The organism is Ligilactobacillus sp. MP3, from assembly GCF_024436335.1.
Classification (GTDB): domain Bacteria; phylum Bacillota; class Bacilli; order Lactobacillales; family Lactobacillaceae; genus Ligilactobacillus; species Ligilactobacillus salivarius.
In genome coordinates, this window is sequence record NZ_JANFQI010000004.1 from 15,721 (window position 1) to 33,865 (window position 18,145).

General features: G+C 33.0%; 15 protein-coding genes and 1 pseudogene. 7 read left to right on the top strand and 9 right to left on the bottom strand.

Translation table 11 applies throughout. The features are described from left to right. The first annotated feature begins 35 nt into the window (after nt 1-35). Nucleotides 36-1,430 (top strand): APC family permease, encoded by a 1,395-nt coding sequence (locus NOU10_RS03985; RefSeq protein ID WP_255906073.1) that lies wholly within the window; start codon nt 36-38, stop codon nt 1,428-1,430. Nucleotides 1,431-2,198: 768 nt separating this feature from the next. Here the strand turns inward: NOU10_RS03985 and NOU10_RS03990 are convergent. Next, on the bottom strand, nt 2,199-2,729 hold the full coding sequence (locus NOU10_RS03990; protein WP_017552090.1) for a PadR family transcriptional regulator: 531 nt from the start codon (nt 2,727-2,729) through the stop codon (nt 2,199-2,201). A 48-nt stretch (nt 2,730-2,777) separates the two neighbouring features. Continuing rightward, entirely contained in the window at nt 2,778-3,623 is an 846-nt protein-coding gene (locus NOU10_RS03995) for a sialate O-acetylesterase (protein WP_370687295.1), read from the bottom strand. 747 nt (nt 3,624-4,370) lie between these two features. Here NOU10_RS03995 and NOU10_RS04000 point away from each other — a divergent pair. Together NOU10_RS04000 and NOU10_RS04005 are read left to right on the top strand one after the other, a co-directional pair. After that, entirely contained in the window at nt 4,371-4,586 is a 216-nt protein-coding gene (locus NOU10_RS04000; protein WP_255906075.1) for a hypothetical protein, read from the top strand. Between the two features lie 49 nt (nt 4,587-4,635). Further along, a pseudogene (locus NOU10_RS04005) lies at nt 4,636-5,484 on the top strand (IS3 family transposase); the annotation flags it as partial. 180 nt (nt 5,485-5,664) lie between these two features. On the opposite strand, the gene NOU10_RS04010 reads toward NOU10_RS04005, so the two are convergent. The 4 genes from NOU10_RS04010 to iolG (NOU10_RS04025) form a co-directional block, all read right to left on the bottom strand. Then, nucleotides 5,665-7,086, bottom strand: coding sequence for a sugar porter family MFS transporter (locus NOU10_RS04010; RefSeq protein WP_255906076.1), 1,422 nt, complete (start codon nt 7,084-7,086; stop codon nt 5,665-5,667). A 67-nt stretch (nt 7,087-7,153) separates the two neighbouring features. Continuing rightward, nucleotides 7,154-8,188 carry a Gfo/Idh/MocA family protein gene (locus NOU10_RS04015; protein WP_095758929.1) on the bottom strand — a complete coding sequence of 345 codons (1,035 nt, stop codon included), beginning with the start codon at nt 8,186-8,188 and terminating at the stop codon, nt 7,154-7,156. 24 nt (nt 8,189-8,212) lie between these two features. Further along, complete coding sequence (gene iolE / locus NOU10_RS04020; RefSeq protein ID WP_255906077.1) at nt 8,213-9,106, bottom strand: myo-inosose-2 dehydratase; 894 nt, start codon at nt 9,104-9,106, stop codon at nt 8,213-8,215. Between the two features lie 12 nt (nt 9,107-9,118). Beyond that, nucleotides 9,119-10,138 (bottom strand): inositol 2-dehydrogenase, encoded by a 1,020-nt coding sequence (gene iolG / locus NOU10_RS04025; RefSeq protein ID WP_255906078.1) that lies wholly within the window; start codon nt 10,136-10,138, stop codon nt 9,119-9,121. A 362-nt stretch (nt 10,139-10,500) separates the two neighbouring features. Here iolG (NOU10_RS04025) and NOU10_RS04030 point away from each other — a divergent pair, with 362 nt between their 5' ends. The 4 genes from NOU10_RS04030 to NOU10_RS04045 all read left to right on the top strand — a co-directional run bounded on the left by NOU10_RS04030 (nt 10,501) and on the right by NOU10_RS04045 (nt 14,463). Next, a complete protein-coding gene (locus tag NOU10_RS04030) occupies nt 10,501-11,931 on the top strand; it encodes a sugar porter family MFS transporter (protein ID WP_255906079.1) in 1,431 nt (476 codons plus the stop codon). Nucleotides 11,932-11,960: 29 nt separating this feature from the next. Next, nucleotides 11,961-12,983 (top strand): inositol 2-dehydrogenase, encoded by a 1,023-nt coding sequence (gene iolG, locus NOU10_RS04035; protein ID WP_095758937.1) that lies wholly within the window; start codon nt 11,961-11,963, stop codon nt 12,981-12,983. A gap of 16 nt (nt 12,984-12,999) precedes the next feature. Then, the gene (locus tag NOU10_RS04040) at nt 13,000-13,464 is read left to right on the top strand and encodes a heme-binding protein (RefSeq protein WP_095758936.1); all 465 of its coding nucleotides are present in this window, start codon (nt 13,000-13,002) and stop codon (nt 13,462-13,464) included. Between the two features lie 150 nt (nt 13,465-13,614). Continuing rightward, nucleotides 13,615-14,463 (top strand): aldo/keto reductase, encoded by an 849-nt coding sequence (locus NOU10_RS04045; protein ID WP_305119799.1) that lies wholly within the window; start codon nt 13,615-13,617, stop codon nt 14,461-14,463. A gap of 129 nt (nt 14,464-14,592) precedes the next feature. Here the strand turns inward: NOU10_RS04045 and NOU10_RS04050 are convergent, their stop codons facing one another. The 3 genes from NOU10_RS04050 to NOU10_RS04060 form a co-directional block, all read right to left on the bottom strand. Then, nucleotides 14,593-15,906 (bottom strand): Cys-Gln thioester bond-forming surface protein, encoded by a 1,314-nt coding sequence (locus NOU10_RS04050; RefSeq protein WP_255906080.1) that lies wholly within the window; start codon nt 15,904-15,906, stop codon nt 14,593-14,595. Nucleotides 15,907-16,018: 112 nt separating this feature from the next. After that, the gene (locus tag NOU10_RS04055) at nt 16,019-16,756 is read right to left on the bottom strand and encodes a LytTR family DNA-binding domain-containing protein (RefSeq protein WP_003702855.1); all 738 of its coding nucleotides are present in this window, start codon (nt 16,754-16,756) and stop codon (nt 16,019-16,021) included. Continuing rightward, entirely contained in the window at nt 16,753-18,024 is a 1,272-nt protein-coding gene (locus tag NOU10_RS04060) for a GHKL domain-containing protein (RefSeq protein WP_255906081.1), read from the bottom strand. Before NOU10_RS04060 ends, NOU10_RS04055 begins: the two co-directional genes overlap by 4 nt. Between the last annotated feature and the right edge of the window lie 121 nt (nt 18,025-18,145).

The window sequence follows — 18,145 nt, forward strand, 5'->3', positions numbered from 1 at the left end:
TGCTCCTTTAGCTTGGAAAGGAGGCGACCTAATCTATGAAAAATAAAATTGACGTTAATAAAGTATTAAAAAACGCCAGCATTAAGTCGGAAGACGAACGTTCTTTAGGTCTTTTTGATCTTTCCATTCTGGGAATCGGTGCGATGATTGGAACTGGAATTTTGGTTTTAACTGGCATTGTAGCCGCTACTACTGCTGGTCCGGCAGTTATCTTTTCTTTCTTAGTAGCTGCTGTTGCTAGTGGTTTGATTGGGCTATGTTATTCTGAACTTTCAACTTCAATCCCTAACTCTGGAAGTGCCTACATTTATGCCTGGGTTACCATTGGGCAAGTTATGGCTTTCTTTGCTGGCTGGACACTATTAGGAGTTTATATTACTACAACAGCTACAGTTGCAAATGGATGGACAGGTTATGTCCACTCATTCTTAGCAGAATTTGGTGTACATCTACCTAAAGCTTTTCTAGCTGCACCATCAGCAGGTGGTATTATGAACTTACCAGCGATTATCATGATTCTATTCATCACCCTAGTGTTAACAAAAGGAACTAGTGAAAGTAAGCTACTTAATAACATTTTAGTTATTATTAAACTAACTGTAATTTTCCTATTCATTATTGTTAGTGTTAAACACATACGTCCAACTCACTGGCATCCTTTCTTCCCATATGGTGGTAGTGGTATCATGGTTGGAGCATCAACTGTTTTCTTCACCTTTCTTGGTTTTGATGCTCTCGCTACTTCTGCAGAAGATGCTAAAAATGTTCAACATAATCTGCCTCGTGCTATCATCATTTCACTTGTAGTTTCAACTGCCTTGTATGTAGCAGTTAGTCTAGTAATGACCGGGGTTGTTTCTTACAAGGAACTCAATGTTGCTGAAGCCATGGCTTTTGTACTTTTAGAAAAGGGCCACACTTTAACTGCCCAAATTGTTTCTGCCGGTGCTATTTTAGGCATCATGGCCGTAGTACTTGCCTTTGTTTATGCAGGAGCTAATATTACAATGTCCATGAGTCGTGGTGGTTTCTTACCTAAGCAGCTAGCTCACTTAAATTCTAAGAGTCACAGTCCTAACCGTGCGCTATGGTTAAATGGACTTTTAGCAGCTATTCTTGCTGGATTTATGGATATGAGAAACTTAGCTTTAATTGCTAATGTTGGTTCTCTGGCTGTCTTCAGTCTAATCTCTTTAATCGTAATTTTATTACGTAAACAACAGCCAGATTTACCACGACCATTTAAGGTTCCGTTTGGAAATAGCCTACCAATCCTATCAATCGTTGTGTGTGTTGTTTTAATGATAAACATCACCCTACCAGCTTGGATTAGTTACTTTATCTGGCTTGGAATAGGTTTACTCTTCTATCTTGGTTATTCCGTTCGTCATGTTGACGTTAATCAAGAGCATGCCGGAGAAGCTGAATAGGTTAATATAAAAAATCCGTTCAATGAACAAACATTCATTGGACGGATTTTATTTTACTAAATTATACTTTTCTTGGTTCTTTATCAAAAAAGATTGATTCTCATTTCTAAGAATCAGTCTTTAATCCATCTTATAACGACATTTGAATCAAACTAAATACCAATAAGCCTAAACTAAATAAACCCAAAATAATATAGAAGATACAGCCTACACATCCTACCAAATCTTTCATACTTACTAATCCCACCTATTGTCTAGTATCTTTTGAAATCTTAGTTATCGCTACATAAGCTAAAACAGCTTCAATGATGATAAAAGCTAGTAAAATTTTGTTGCAAAGTTTCAAACTGATTTAATTCCCATATTTCTACCGAAGCTTTCAGCCAGAATGCCGAGTAGCCTTTTTATTTCTCTGCAGTCCAAAAAAGAAGAAGATTTATTCTTTACATCCTAGGAAACATAGCAGTATACGATGGTTTTTTTAGAAGAGCGTCGTCCGTTGGAGCAGATCAATAAATATCATATAATATTCTTTTCGCTCTGATAAAAATCCGTTTTCTCGAATGGACGCTCTAATATCCTCATGACATCTTCCCTTTTGATATTTAAAAAAGCTATATACCAACTATCCCTTTTCCCTTCATTCTCTTTAGAAAGATAGATGCTGTCCATTTGCTTTCAATTTCTTTGATAACGATAGACCTCAGCAAAACAAATCCTCCTCAAGCTTCATAATATCTAGATGTCTTCTTTCTAGGGTGTGTTCGGTTATTTAGATGTGCTTTCACTAGTAGTATCCTTTAATAATTCTTCAAACCATTGCACGTTTACGACATGATGAGAACGGGAATTTTCCAACATCTTTTTAAAATAAGTAGGGATAGCTTCATTATGTTGAAGTGTTTGATCTAATAAAAAAATTTTCTTTTTCGTTTGTTCAATTTGTATTTTTATTAGCTTTATAAATTCCTCTTTTTTATATTCGTTAGCAAATAACATCGCTGCATAAAAAGAGAAATTGATATAATCGGTCTTAGATCCATACTTTACCATTAATCTTTCGAATTCTTTGTTTCCTCGTTCTGTAATGATATAATTATGCTTTTCTCTTGTGTCATCCAGTTGATCAATTTTTTTAATATATTGCTTTTCTTCTAATTGTTGCAGATTATAATAGAAGGATCCTTTTGTATAGTTTACGATATATTTATAGTGACGATCCTCCATTAAAGCTAATAATTCGTACCCATAGGAACCCGGTTTTTGCTTTAATAGACCTAAAATTAGTAGTGGAATCAAAAAAATGCCCTCCTCACACCTCGAACTCATATACTATTATGCTACACCTTACCCCTTAGAGATTTGTTTCAGATGTGTTTCAAATTGAGAATAGGAAATTTTGCCTAACGCCAATTCCAGACTTGCCATATATATCTTTTCCATTTGGGTATGTGGTCGTTCATTATGAAGCTTGGTCCATTCATTTTCATTATTTAATGGTTTTAATATATGCTGCCTATTAGAGAAAGCTGCAAAATATCGTAAGCCAAATTTTCTTTGTGAAATTGCATCGATATGAATACCATCAGGATTAGATGTTAAACCTTCTGCTGTGACAAAATAACAATTATCTTGTTCGAAAGCAAATTTTTGTAATTCTTGATTGATGAAATTATATTCTATACAATTTTTCCCGAACCCCTCTTTACCTAGAAAATCTCCTAAGCCACCAATAATAATCGGTATATTGGGGGCATTTAATTCCTCTCTAAAAGCCTTCATAATTGAAAGTAATTTTTGGTAATAGACTTTATACTTCCCATTCATACTATCGCTTTCTCCTTGGTGCCAAAGAATTCCTGTTAATTCACTATTCTCCATAGCAAATTTTGCTTCTGTTATAGCATGTCTAAAAAGAGCCTGATCTACATGCCACTCATCCAGCGTACTGCCACCTTCCGCACAAGGAATTAAGCCAATCGTCTCTTCTGGATTTTCATGACACCATGCATCTGCAAAGGAACCAGCTAGACTGATTCCAGAAACAGGGCGATCATAATTAATAGGTTCCGTCATCATTTGCCATCTTCCATTACGCAACATTTTAATTTTTTCATTATAAATGGGAGGTACATCCTGGATGAACCCTCGCCCTGCCATATTAGATTGTCCTATCATTAAAAATGATTTCATCATTTTCTTCATCCTTTCTTTCTATTGGCTATTTACGAAGAAATACTTCCAAGCTTCAATAAATATTGTGGAGATACTCAGTTAATTGACTGCTTCGTTCAATTTTCTTGAGTTATAAAAATGATCATAGTCTAATTAGACGAATATCATATAAACATTATAGTATAGTCTAATTAGATTTATTGTCAACAATATTTTTTGACGAGCTTTTTGCGATGTTAACAATTTTTCTTTCAATGCAAATAGAATACCACCAGAAATATAATATTGTCAGATAAATATATGTCCATTTTCACTATAAAATCAATTTTGCACGCTTAAAAAATGTACTGTTATCAGATAATTGTTGAAAAAATATAGAAATGTATCTAAAAAAGGGCGCACGAATCTGAAGTGCCTTACAATTGTTAGACAAAGTCTAGCGATTGTGAGGTGCTTTTTTCGTATGACTAAATATACTCAAAAATTCAAATTAGATCTTATTCAGGAATATCTAGATACTGACTGTTCACAACGATGGTTAGAAAATAAGTATTCTTTACCAAAGGATACCTAAAAAAAATGGTGGACTGTATACAACTTAAAAGGACCCGAAGGACTGAATTTACGACATTTCAAACGTAAATTTACTGTTGATTTTAAACTTCGTGTGATAAACTACTACCTAAATAATGATGTTTCAATGTCCAAAGTGGCGGCTTCCCATAATCTTTTGTGTTCACAGATATCATCTGGTTGAAGTTGTTTATGGAAGGTGGATCTGAGGCTTTGAAACCCAAGAAGAAAGGTAGGCCAAGTAAGATGTCAAAAATGACAAAGAAGGATGCACGTAAAATTTTAAAAAAGGAAAGTGATGAAATTGCGGCATTAAAGAGTGAATTACGTCAAGTCAAAATGGAGCGTGATATCTTAAAAAAATCGTTAACCCTGTTCGGATCCTCAAAGCCAAGGAAAAAACAATAATTGTGAATCAGATCAGGGTGGACCAACAAAACTTGCCAAAAAGGTAAGATATGGGATTGGTGAGCTTCTAAAAACTATTGACTTGAAGCGACCAACCTATTACGACGAACGCAAACGTATTATTAATAAAAATGATAAGTATGCTGATGTTAAGGTGGTAATCAAGGAAATAGCGGAAAAAGGTAAATGGAGAGGTTCTTACACATACGGCTATCGCCGTATAATACCACTTCTTGAGAAAGCTGGATATCACATGGCTGAAGCTACTTTACGTCGCTTAATGAACGAATTAGGTGTACAACCATCTATGTATAATCGCCGTAAAAATAATCACTATTCTTCTTATAAAGGTACAGTTGGTAAGGTAGCTGATAACTTGTTGAACCAAACATTTGATGCTACATCTCCTTTTACTGTTCTTCATACGGATATTTCACAAGTACGTTTAGGTGATTCGACCTGGGCTTACATGTCAGTCATTTTAGATCAAGCTACCAAAGAAGTTTTAGCCGCTTCTGTTAGCCAAAGCTCAAATAAACTGTTGATTATGGATACATTAAGTCAGCTTGGGGATAACCTCCCCAATAACTTTAATCCAATTATCCATTCTGACCAAGGATGGCACTACCAATTAGACTATTATCGTGAAAAGATTGATTCATTAGGTTTAATTCAAAGTATGTCCCGCAAGGGAAATTGCCTAGATAACGCTCCAATGGAAAGTTTTTTCCATCTTTTTAAAGTTGAATCACAGCCTGAAATAAAGAAGTGTAAGAATATTTCTCAGTTCACACAGTTCTTTAACAAGTATGTCAATTGGTACAATAATGACCGAATTTCCAATAAAACAAAAAACATGAGTCCGGTTGATTACCGAACCCATGTCTTAGCTGCTTAAAAATATTTTATTTTTGTCTAACTTTTTTGTTGCACTTCAAGACAACTCCTTTTTTGATGGGTTTGGTTATTTTTATCATAACAGGAGTTTATTTCCTTGACTATATAAAAATGGCTAACTCACTATTTTGTGAATTAGCCATTTTTTTATTTAGGACAGAGTTTTTTCCCATCCTCATTACTATTTAATCTTTGACTCTCCTTTAAATGAATGATCATACTTAGCTCTAAAATATGTTTCTATTTCTTCAAGTTCTACACCTTTAGTCTCTGGGACACGAACTGAAACAAACCAAGCACCAAACAAGCAGAATGCTGCAAACAAGTAGAATACATTTGCTAAGCCTATACTTGCTAATAATACTGGGAATAACAATCCAACGATGAAGTTAGCAAACCATAGTGTGAAAATTGTAATACCTGTACCTAATCCACGATATCTACTTGGGAAAATTTCTGAATTTATAAGCCAAGTAACAGGTCCAATTGTTCCTTGATCTATAACAATATAGATTAAAATTAATATCATAATTGTAACTGGCGTCCAGCTTGCATTTGCTGCAAATGTTTTGATAAGTCCTACCGCAATTAATGAAATTCCACAGAATATTAAACCTAATAATTCAAGTGGTTTTCTACCTAACTTATCAACTGTATACATACCTATAATCGCACCTAAACATGAGAATATACCATTTGCTACGTTCGCAATCAAAGCTGCATTAGCACCAAAACCACTTGATTGTAAAACTTGAGTTCCATAATACATAATTGAATTAATACCTGCAAATTGTTGAATTATGCCTAACATACCACCTGTAATAACAATCTGAATAATCCAGTCTTTCTTAAAATCCTTAAATGATGCTTGCTCTTCTGCTGCTGCTAAATCAATCTTTGCTTTTTTCTCTATTTCTTTTGCTTCAGCTTCAGCCTGAGCTTTAGTTCTAATTTTTTGTAAAACTTGTAAAACTTCACCAAACTTTCCTTTAGTTGCATACCATCTAGGACTTTCTGGCATGGCATACATTCCAAACCATAGTACTATACCAGGTATGGTTGCTAAAGAAACCATTACACGCCAAATTCCTGCATTAGATCCGAACAAGCTTCCTAAAATAGCATTTACTACGAATACTAAAAATTGACCAAAAACGATCAAAAATTGGTTCATACTTACCATTTTCCCACGTTCAGATGCTGGTGCAATTTCAGCTAAATAAACTGGAACTACAGCAGAGGCTGCACCTACAGCTAATCCTAAAATGAAACGACAAGCAATCAAAAAGCCTGTATTTGGAGCAAATCCACATCCTAAAGCAAATACTGTAAATAAGGTTCCTAACCATATCAACAATTTTTTCCTACCTATTTTATCACTTAAAGGACTTCCAAAAACAGCTCCAAATGCTGCGCCTAAAGTCAGCCCACTTGAAACAACCCCCTGAGCAAAAGGAGATAAATTTAATTGACTTGGCTTAGCCATAAAACCTAATGAACCGTTTACAACGGCTGTATTGTATCCGAATAACAAAGATCCCATACCTGTTATCCATGAAACTAATGTTAAATATTTACGATGACTATTATCTTTATTCTTCATATTAACTCCACTCCATTACATAAAAATGGTAACTCATTTACTCCATGCGAGTTACCATTTAATTTAATTAATCTTTATAGAATTCTGGACGTTCTGGGAAATCTAAATCTTGTTTTTCTCCATCATTTTCTAGAGATACTAAGGCTGCATCTGCAGTAACAGCAGCAATATATCCATCCCAAGCAGAAGGACCTTCTGGTGAATTTCCTTGCGATACATGATCTATGAAATCACGGAATTCAATATCATAAGCACTTTCAAAACGTGCTTTCCAATCTGTTAAAATCTTTGTACTGTATTGTGCATCTAATCGAGTAGCTACTTGAGGTACTGTTGGTAACTCTAAGACACCTTCTTCACCGATGACATCACACTTGATATCATATCCATATTGACAACGTACAAATACTTGAAGATAGATATTAATACCCTTTTTAGTTTCCATCATCACAATTTGTGGATCTTTAATATCTTTATTTTGTACATGACGCGTTTGTAGTGGTGAAAATACTCTAATGTTCTTATAATCATCACTTATTAACCAATGGTTTAGATCGATTTCATGAATTGCAGTTTCTATGATAGAACGTGTAGAATCATACTCTTCAGGTTGTGTTTGATTGTAATGACGTTCATCAATCATTAGTGGTTGGCCAATCACACCATCATCAATCATTTTCTTCATTTGAACATATTCAGGAGCATAATGACGCATAAATCCTACTTGTAACATACGTCTACCTTGCTTCTTTTCTTCCTCAATAATATCCATACATTGTTTAGCATCTAATGCAAGTGGTTTTTCACAAAATGTGAATTTTCCTTCCTTCAAAGCTGCCATTACGACTTCATAATGTGCTTCATTACTTGCTGTACATACGACTACATCTACATCTGGATCTTTTACTAAATCATGATAATCTGAGTAATCCTTTGCTTCTAATCCTAAATCATCTAATGCTTTTTGTGCTTTTCCTGGAACAATATCACATACAGCTGTTACATCTACATTTGCTATTGTCTTAGTTAAACGATGTAGATGATCTCTACCAATAAATCCTATACCTACAATACCTACTTTAGTAATCTTTGCTTCTGACATAATCAATAATCCTCCTAATATTAACTAATTTAATAAGTTTTCATCGATATATTTACGAGCCTTCAAAGCCATTTCCAAAGGATTAGCCTTATCTGGATCTTGTTCTGCTTCAATTACAATCCAACCTTTATATCCATTATCTACAAGTTTCTTATAAACAGGAACAAAATCTAAATCTCCATCTCCTGGAACAGTAAACATACCATTTAAAAATGCTCCTTGGAATGTTAAACCTTTTTCACGAGAATCACGTTCTTTATCTTTACGAACATCTTTAAAATGTACATGTACTATGCGGTCAATGTAGCTATCTAATAGATCCATATAGTCTCCATCTGAAACATAAATGTGGCCTGTATCATATAATAAGCCTACTAAATTAGGATCAGTGTTTGCCATCAATCTATCTACTTCTTCTTTCGTTTGAATACCTGTTCCCATATGATGGTGATATGCAACTTTGATATCATATTTAGTAGCAATCTCACCATAGTGATTTAATCCTTCACAAACCTTATCCCATTCAGCATCCGTAAAATGTGGTTTTTCTGTAAAAATATTCTTATCATCCATTTGTTGAATAGAATATGTTTGTTCTGATACAACAGCAACATGTGCTCCAACTGCTTTTAAGAATTGACAATGTTTTTCAAATGCTTCACTAGCTTTTTCAATCCCATCTCTTATAATAAAGCTACTGAACCATTGACCTGCTATATGAAGATTTCTTAATCTTAACTCATAATTTAACTTGTCAGGTCCTGGGAAAAATCCTCCTACTTCTGTACCTTCAAAACCAGCTACTACAATGTCACTCAATAATTGCTGTAAGTTATTATCTTTTCCTATGGATGGAATATCATCGTTTCTCCAACCAATTGGTGCTATTCCCCATGTAATACCATTTTTATCTGCCATAATAAATTCCTCCTATAAATCTTCTATTTTAACTGGCTTCTTATCTCTTAAAGATTTTGCTGCAGCTTCTGCTAACTTGATAGCTTTGATGCCATCCTCATACGATCCTAAAACTCTATCTCCTATTTCTTTTCCTTCTACCAACGATATAAATTGTTCGATTTCACTCTTATAAGCATCCATATATCTTTGTAAGAAAAAGAACATCGGCTTATCACTTTGAACATCTTCAGATGAATAGTACTCTGTTGTTGTATCGTTAACATTATTAGCCTTAGCCATGCCTTTAGAACCAAACAATTCTATACGTTGATCATACCCATAAACAGCTTGTCTACTGTTATCTATAACGCCTATCATTCCATTATCATACGTAAGTGTTACGATAGCTGTATCGATATCACCAACATCTGCTATAGCAGGATCTATCAAATTAGCACCAGTTGCATATACTTCTGTAATTTCATGATCAGGAATGAATCTAGCCATATCAAAGTCATGAATCATCATATCCATGAATAATCCGCCTGAATGCTTGACATAATCTATAGATGGTGGTTCAGGATCTCGTGAAGTTATCTTAAGTACTTGTGGTTCACCAATATTTCCTAGCTGACGATGTTCAACAATTCTATAAAAATTTTTGTCAAACCGTCTATTAAAACCTACGCCCATAATAATATTAGACTTTTTCACATCTTCATATGAATTCAATATTTCATTCATATCAAAGCCTAGTGGTTTTTCACAGAAAATATTTTTTCCAGCTTTAGCAGCCGCAGAAACCATAGCCGGATGTAAATCAGTAGGTGTACAAATCAATACAGCGTCAACTGAACTATCACTTAATACTTCCTCATAATCAGTAATGACTGTATATCCTTCATACTTTTTTTTCCAAGAATCATCAGCAGCTATATCACATAGGTACTTTATGTTTACGCTATCATTAGACTTTAAATTCTTGAAGTGTATACTTCCGATTCTCCCTACTCCGATAATCGCTACATTAATTTTTTTATCCAAACTCATTCCCACCTCTCAAACTAAAATTAAATATGGCCATACTTGTGCAAGTGTTAACAAAACTTTTAAAATATATAAAAACGAAAATAGTTAACATTTTCACAATGAGTTGCAAACGCTTTACACCTAATATGATATTCTTATATCCAAAAATGTCAACACTTTTCGAAATATATTTTCAAAAAAAAAAAAAAACTAAATTAACTTGATTTAATTTGTTAACAGTGTAATAATCTAGTTGTCATTTTGATTATTACATCAAGGTAGTGACAAATTAAAGTTTGTGAAAATGATAATTATTTTCATAAAAATATATACCTAATTTAATTATTGGTATGTCTTTTTTATGGAATGGGAGGTTGTTTGTAATGATTGCACAAGGAAAGGACCGACATAAATCTGTTGAATATCTCGAAAGTCATAAAATTAACAGTAATCTTAATCGTATAGGTTTCATTTCCTCAATTGGGGGATTGTTGTTCGGTATTGATACGGGTGTCATTAATGGATCTCTTTCTTATATGAGTGCTCCTAGCCAATTAAATCTTTCTTCCTCTGAAGAAGGTTTAGTTACTAGTGGTATAACTTTAGGCGCTGCTGTTGGTGCACTAATTATTGGAAAGTTGTCAGACAGATATGGTAGAAAAAAGATGCTGTTTTGGCTATCATTTGTTTTTTTCTTCTGTACTCTATTTTGTTCTATTGCACCTAATGCTATTTTCCTAATTATTTTTCGTTTTCTATTAGGACTAGCTGTCGGTGGTGCTTCTGTTCTAGTACCTACTTTTCTGTCAGAGATTTCTCCTGCCGAGACTAGAGGAAGAATGGTTACAAGAAATGAATTGATGATCGTAAGTGGACAATTAATAGCTTTTATTTTTAATGCGATCCTTGGCGCTTCCTTCGACAATGTTGGGCATATTTGGCGTTACATGTTAGGTTTTGGTATGGTACCAGCTGCTTTCTTATTCTTAGGAATGATGGCGGTTCCAGAGTCACCACGTTGGCTAATTATGCATCATCGAAATGATGAAGCATTGTCTGTGTTACGTAGTGTTAGAGATTCAGATAGTAAATGTCAAACTGAATTTAGGGAAATAGAGACATCTATTGAGAAAAACAATAATATTAAAAAAATGTCTTTCAAAGATTTGAATATTCCTTGGGTTCGTAAGTTAGTTCTAATAGGTATTGGTGTTGGTGTTATGCAACAAATAATAGGAATTAACATAATGATGTACTACGGAACTTCAATATTGATGGTTGCAGGGTTTGGCCATGAAGCAGCTCTTGTAGCTAATATTGGCAACGGTGTCATTTCTGTATTAGCAACAATTGTAGGTATGAAATTGATGATTCATAACGGTCGCCGTAAACTATTATTGTCTGGAATTACTGGTACTTCTATTTCATTAATTTTAATGTCTTTAGTTACTAAGTATATGATTGGTTCTAGTTTAATGCCTTATACTGTTATATTACTTACAATGACTTTTTTAGGCTTCTTCCAAGGATGTATTTCCCCTATTGTCTGGTTACTTCTCTCTGAGATTTTTCCACAAGAGCTACGTGGAATGGCAATGGGATTTGCAACATTTTTCTTATGGGGTTCTAACTTTTTGGTAGGTTACTTCTTCCCAATTCTCGTAGATAAGTTAGGTATTTCATCTACTTTTGCTATTTTCGTTATTTGTAATATTATTTCTTTTGTTTTTGCTTATAAATTTGCTCCCGAGACCATGAATAAATCACTTGAAGAGATTCAAGAAAGTTTTAAAAATGGTAAAGAGAGCAAATAAAAAATTATTATTTTAAAGGATGTGTTTTTATGAAACGTGTTAATGCTGGTATTATAGGGTTAGGTAGAGCTGGATTTATGCATTTGCAAAATCTTCTGACAATTCCAGAAATAAATATTTTACAAGTATCTGATGTATTTATCGATAATATTTCCGATAAACTTAATGATTTAGGTATAACTAATCAAACTAAAGATTATCATGATTTACTTAATAACCCAGATATAGATACAATCTTCGTTTTCACTTCAACTGATACTCACGAAGAAATTGTTACCGCTTGCGCCAATGCTGGAAAGAATATTTTCTGTGAAAAACCTCTTAGTATGAGCTTAGATGAAGAAGCTAGTTTAGACGTATTACGAGCAGTTAAAAAAGCTAATGTTAAATTACAAGTTGGTTTTAATCGTAGAATGGATCCTCAATTTAGAAATATTTACGAAAATGTTAGGAATGGTGCTATTGGTGATCCGCAAGTTGTTAAAATCACTTCTCGTGATCCCGATTTATTGCCACATGATTTAATTAAGCGTATTGGTGGATTATTATTTGATTTCACTATGCATGATTTTGACATGGCAAGGTATATGATGAATAGTAACATTACTGAAGTCTATGCTAAAGGTGGTACATTAATCGATCCTACATTAAAAGAAATTAACGATATCGATACATTAGCCTTGGTATTACAATTCGAAAATGGGGCATATGGCTTAATTGATAATAGTAGACGAGCCGTATATGGTTACGATCAACGTGTAGAAGTTTTTGGATCCGAAGGTATGTTAAAGGCTGAAAATGTCAATAACAGCACCGTAGAATTATATAATAAAAATCACGAATCTTTGAAGAAACCTCTACCTATGTTTGTTCAAAGATATCATGATGCTTACATTAATGAAATGAAAATGTTTGTAGATTCTCTTTTAAACGATAAGCCTGTTGTTGCTTCCGGAAAAGATGTAATTATGGCTCAACGTGCAGCTATTGCAGCACAAAAATCCATTGAAACAGGATTACCTCAAAAAGTAGATACTAATTTTTCACTTTAGTTTAGGAGGTCCTCGTATGTTATCTGAATCTGAGGTTTTATCACAAGAAATTGAGTCCACCCTACCATACTTTAATCTATCTTTAGTAGATAAACTTGTCAATGAAATTAAAAAAAGTACATCTTCTGAAAATTTTGAAAATATTTGTATATTAATCTCATTAAATAGAAGAAAAGTTTATTTTAGATCTGGAAAAAATACATCTTCTGAAAATAATATGTGGATTAATAAGAAATTAAATACAGTAGAAGCTTTTGATCACTCTACTTTTTATAAAAAGGCTGTGTATGCAGGTAATGAAGCCAAATTTTATCAAGATACTGGGTTTTCTCCTAAAGAATTTACTATTGGCGGTGGTGGTTTTCCAATTTTCGTTAAGGATGTTGGTATCGTTGGTTCACTAATTATTTCAGGATTAACTGATTTTGAAGATCATCAACTAGCTTACGATTCTCTTATATCTCTAAAAAAAGAACTTTGATTTATTAATATCATAAAACATCTTATAAGCACTGGTTTTCCCTACTAGTATTTGTAAGGTGTTTTTCTTTCCCCTCAAAGCATATCATTTGATACTTACTAATAGTAAGGTATATAATAAAAGCGATTACTTATTTATGGAGGTATTAAAATGGCATTAACAGACACATATAAATTAAATAATGGTGTAGAGATCCCTGTTGTCGGTTTCGGTACATGGCAAACTCCAGATGGCGAGGTTACTCGTGAATCTGTAAAAACTGCACTTGAAGTTGGTTATCGTCATATTGACACAGCGGCAGCTTATGGCAATGAGGTCAGCGTTGGTCAAGGCATCAAAGAAAGTGGCATTAACCGTCATGATATTTTCTTGACAACTAAACTTTGGAATGATTCTCACGGTTATGAAGCTACTAAAAAAGCCATTGATTTAAGTTTACAAAAATTAGATACTGATTATTTAGATCTATACTTAATTCATTGGCCAAACCCAGTAGCAGTTCGTGAACATTGGGCAGAGTTAAATGCTGAAAGTTGGCAAGCTATGGAAGAAGCAGTCAAAGCTGGCAAAATTCGTGCAATTGGTATTTCCAATTTCCGTAGACATCACCTAGAGGAATTATTGAAGACTGCTAATATCGTTCCTGCAGTTAACCAAAACTACTTAAATCCTAGTGATCTCCAACCAGATGTACTAGCTGCTAATAAAGAACACGATATTTTAAATGAAGCTTATAGTCCTTTAGGTACTGGTGATTTATTGCGTAATGAATTAGTTGCTGAAATTGCTGCAGCTCACAATCATAGCGTACCTCAAGTTCTGCTTCGCTGGTCATTGCAACATGGTTTCCTTCCTCTTCCAAAATCTGTTCATGCTGAATATATTAAATCTAATACTGACATTTTTGATTTTGAATTAACTGATGATGAAATGAAGAAATTAGATGGATTACGTGGAGTTACTCATTTAGCAACTGATCCAGATACTGCAACATTCTAATAATTAACTTATGCCGATTAGTTCATATAGTTCTAATCGGTATTTTTTATCAAAAAAAGTTTGAGACTTTTACATCTCAAACTTTCGTATGAATAAATTATATATTTTATTTTTTTGAAACTATTAGCTTTATTTGTATTTTCTTTCAAATATCCCAAGCGAACCAGCAAGAACTATACACCCTAGTATGCTTAGCCATAAGACTTCGTTATGTTTCTCACCTGTCTGCGGTAAATCTTTTTTCTTATCTACTTTGACCGATGAATTAACTTTCTTACTTACTAATTCTTTCTTTGATGAACTTGAACTTGTCTCAACAGGAATCACCTTTTCACTATTAGTAGAACTCGAACTACTTGTAGATGTCGCAACAGATGGTACACTACTAATTTCTGAAGAAGATGAGCTGCTTTGTTCGCTTGAGACTTTGGAGGTTTGCTCACTACTTGAGCTACTACTTACACTAGAAGTTGAACTTACATTAGAACTTTCCACAGAACTTGAGCTACTTGAACTTGGAATACTAGACGAGGAACTTGATTCTTGTTGTTCACTTGAGCTACTTGCACTGGATGAAGTACTTTCAGCTTTTGTTACTGAGCTTGAACTACTTGAGCTAACAGTTGAAGTTTCAGTCTGGGGTACACTACTAGAAACCGAACTGCTTGAACTTACTGAAGAAGAACTCGAAGTACTTTCAGCCTTAGTTACTGAACTTGAAGAACTTGAGCTCGAAGAACTAGATACACTTGAACTTGAAGATTCAATGCTTGATGAGGAACTAGAACTTAAAGGTTTCGAACTCGAGCTACTTGAAATTGAACTACTTGAACTAAATTGTGGGTGTTCAGGTAATTGACCAAAACTTGTCCCTAGCAAGTCTTGATATGTACTGTCATCTTTTACATATATATTTAAGTTTAGATTTACTGGTACTGGATTGACGCTTTGTATCAATTCGTTATATACCATTCTTTCTTCTTGTGTTAATTCATTTTCATTTACATTATATGAATCACTATAATGCCAAATTGCAAGTTGAGTAAGTCTTCTGAAAGCACCGTCGGATAGTTTTCCTTGCAACTTAGTAGCATTCAATGGATAACCATTGTATATGATTCTTTTAATAATATCTGGTAACTGCTCCCTATCTACCAGTGGATTATCTAATGCCATCAATCGTTCCGGCGTTGCATCAAATCTGTTATATACTGCTGAGTAAGGTAACTTCTTTGATTCATTTATACAATAAGCAACATCAACTTTTCCTGTACTTAAATTTTGTACATAAATTGGCATTCCGTACGAATCCTGTGATTGCCCCACATAAGCGATATAGCGATCAATATTATCAGCCGAAACATTGCTATTTCCAAAATGAAAATTAATTACAAAACCTAATAAAAATACTAAACTAACAACAATTTTCCGCATAACCTTCATTATAAAAACATATCCTCCTTTCCTTAAAAACTGTTGTTAGTATAGCCAAAATATTATGATTTTTTAGAAATTTGCACTGAATGGTACTAAATTTACACCAAATGGTAATTTTTTACATTTCCACAAATCCTTCTTTAAGTATATTTTTTAATGGAACTACATTTTTTCGAGAAACTAAACAATAAGTCTTTTCGCTAAAATATAGTTTCTTTTCCTTACTATCAAATCTCTTGATATTATTTACATTTGCGACAAATGATCTATGTACTCTCATAAAACTATCGCTCTTAGTTTCTATGCTTTTTAAATTTCCTTTAACTACAAAATGTTGAGATTTTGTATAAACTGAAAGTTTCCTTTTTGTTAAGTCAGTGATTGTTTCAAAAAAATATATATCAGATACCGGTATTCTAAAAATTTCAGAATTACTTTCTAATTCAATAAATTCAGTTTCTTCATTTAAGTTTTGTCTTTCTTTTATCAATTGAAAATCTGTAACCAAACTCTGTTTAATTTCATCATTTGTTTGGATTTTATCAATAAAGTCTAGCGCCGCTACTCTGTACTCATATGTTTTTCTCATAAATTCTGAATGCGTAGTAATAAAAATAATTGTACCTAAATTATCAACTTCTCTAATTCTTTGAGAAGCTTCAAAACCACCATATCTAGAATTTTTTAATTCAATATCCAGCAAATAAATATTATTTTCATCTGGCTGAGTAATATGTTGCAATAATTTATCTGATTCTTTAAAAGTTTGAATCACTAAGTTTGGTTGAATACTCTCTAAAATCAACTTTAAGCGTAAAATTTGAAGTGAATCATCCTCTAAAATAAATATTTTCATCTTTTTTCTTCCTTATTTAAAACTAACTCCTGAGTAAATGTATAGTCACTACTACTTGTTTTTAAGGATACATTGGGATAATGACCGATCAACCTTTTAACAGTCGCTAATCCTTGCCCTCTATTTCCACTCTTAGTTGTATAATTTTCTTTGAACAGTGGGGCTATCTCTACTCTTTCTACTTTAGTACTATTCTCAATAATTACTCTTTCAATATCAGCATCTTTAATATATGCCACTAATAATCGTGGTTCCTTACTTTCCAACGCCGCTTCAATTGCATTATCCAACAATATAGATAGTATTCTAACTGCATCTAGCAATCTTGTGTATTGAACCGTAACATCATCATTTATTTCAATTTCCAATTCAATTCCTTCATGAGCTGCATAACTAAATTTATTATAAAGAATACTTTTAATTGCTGAAGTTTTTACATGTTTCAGTTTACCCAAATCATAGTAAGCTGCGTTAATCTTTTCTTTACTTGGTTCCATAATTTTAGTATATGTTTCTTCTATCAACTCTAAATTTCCACTTTTTATTGCTTGATCCATACTAAGTAAAATATTCAAATAATCATGTCTGAATCTTCTAAGACCTTGATACATTTCTTCAATCTTGTTCGCATAATTTTCAATATTCTGTAATTCAAAATCTTTTAGTTCATCAAGTTCTCGTTTAGTTTCCAATAAGGCAATCGCTCTTATATATCCCCAAAATAAAATCAATCCTATCACATAAACGCTTATCCACCAACTATTGTAATTATCATTAAATGTTGATCCATAAATTAAATAGATTGCTAAAAATGCAATAGCCACTAATTCCATTTTTCTCTTTTTACTTGAATCCGACATTGATAAAATTTCCAAACTATCTTTAAACCAATAGATAATTCCTATCTGCATTAAAAAAATTATACTTTGACAAACCAAAGTTCCTAAAAAATTATCATAATTGAACCAATTATACATCCTACTTCCATAAAAATTCAGAACTACTTGTAAAATCCATGTCGTGACAAACGAATACATCACAAAAATTATGTATCTTAACCAACTGTCTCTTCCATTATCTTGATGATAGGTAATTAATACTCCTCCAATAATCATAATTAAATTGCTAATTTTAATCGGTATACAAATAACCATTAACAAAATAAATACTACTATATGCAAAAAATCAAACTTCACTTTACTCGAATAAGATAATGTGATTACTTCTATTATCAAAGTTGAAAGCATTCCAAAAACATAAATTCCCATATAAATCACCTTGTATAAATATTAATTGGCTATTATATTTTAAGCAAAATTTTAAAAATTTACAAATCACTATATTAGCTACTTTGTGTTAATACATATATATAATGTCAAATTCATAATG

What these genes read in the sequence shown, in the direction of transcription:
- NOU10_RS04010 (WP_255906076.1), bottom strand. Translation starts at nt 7,086, where the DNA reads ATGAAGAATAAAGATAATAGTCATCGTAAATATTTAACATTAGTTTCA.
- NOU10_RS04045 (WP_305119799.1), top strand. Translation starts at nt 13,615, where the DNA reads ATGGCATTAACAGACACATATAAATTAAATAATGGTGTAGAGATCCCT.
- NOU10_RS04030 (WP_255906079.1), top strand. Translation starts at nt 10,501, where the DNA reads ATGATTGCACAAGGAAAGGACCGACATAAATCTGTTGAATATCTCGAA.
- iolG (WP_095758937.1), top strand. Translation starts at nt 11,961, where the DNA reads ATGAAACGTGTTAATGCTGGTATTATAGGGTTAGGTAGAGCTGGATTT.
- NOU10_RS04050 (WP_255906080.1), bottom strand. Translation starts at nt 15,906, where the DNA reads ATGAAGGTTATGCGGAAAATTGTTGTTAGTTTAGTATTTTTATTAGGT.
- NOU10_RS03995 (WP_370687295.1), bottom strand. Translation starts at nt 3,623, where the DNA reads ATGAAATCATTTTTAATGATAGGACAATCTAATATGGCAGGGCGAGGG.
- NOU10_RS04040 (WP_095758936.1), top strand. Translation starts at nt 13,000, where the DNA reads ATGTTATCTGAATCTGAGGTTTTATCACAAGAAATTGAGTCCACCCTA.
- iolE (WP_255906077.1), bottom strand. Translation starts at nt 9,106, where the DNA reads ATGGCAGATAAAAATGGTATTACATGGGGAATAGCACCAATTGGTTGG.
- NOU10_RS04060 (WP_255906081.1), bottom strand. Translation starts at nt 18,024, where the DNA reads ATGGGAATTTATGTTTTTGGAATGCTTTCAACTTTGATAATAGAAGTA.
- NOU10_RS04055 (WP_003702855.1), bottom strand. Translation starts at nt 16,756, where the DNA reads ATGAAAATATTTATTTTAGAGGATGATTCACTTCAAATTTTACGCTTA.
- NOU10_RS03985 (WP_255906073.1), top strand. Translation starts at nt 36, where the DNA reads ATGAAAAATAAAATTGACGTTAATAAAGTATTAAAAAACGCCAGCATT.
- iolG (WP_255906078.1), bottom strand. Translation starts at nt 10,138, where the DNA reads ATGAGTTTGGATAAAAAAATTAATGTAGCGATTATCGGAGTAGGGAGA.
- NOU10_RS04015 (WP_095758929.1), bottom strand. Translation starts at nt 8,188, where the DNA reads ATGTCAGAAGCAAAGATTACTAAAGTAGGTATTGTAGGTATAGGATTT.
- NOU10_RS04000 (WP_255906075.1), top strand. Translation starts at nt 4,371, where the DNA reads ATGGAAGGTGGATCTGAGGCTTTGAAACCCAAGAAGAAAGGTAGGCCA.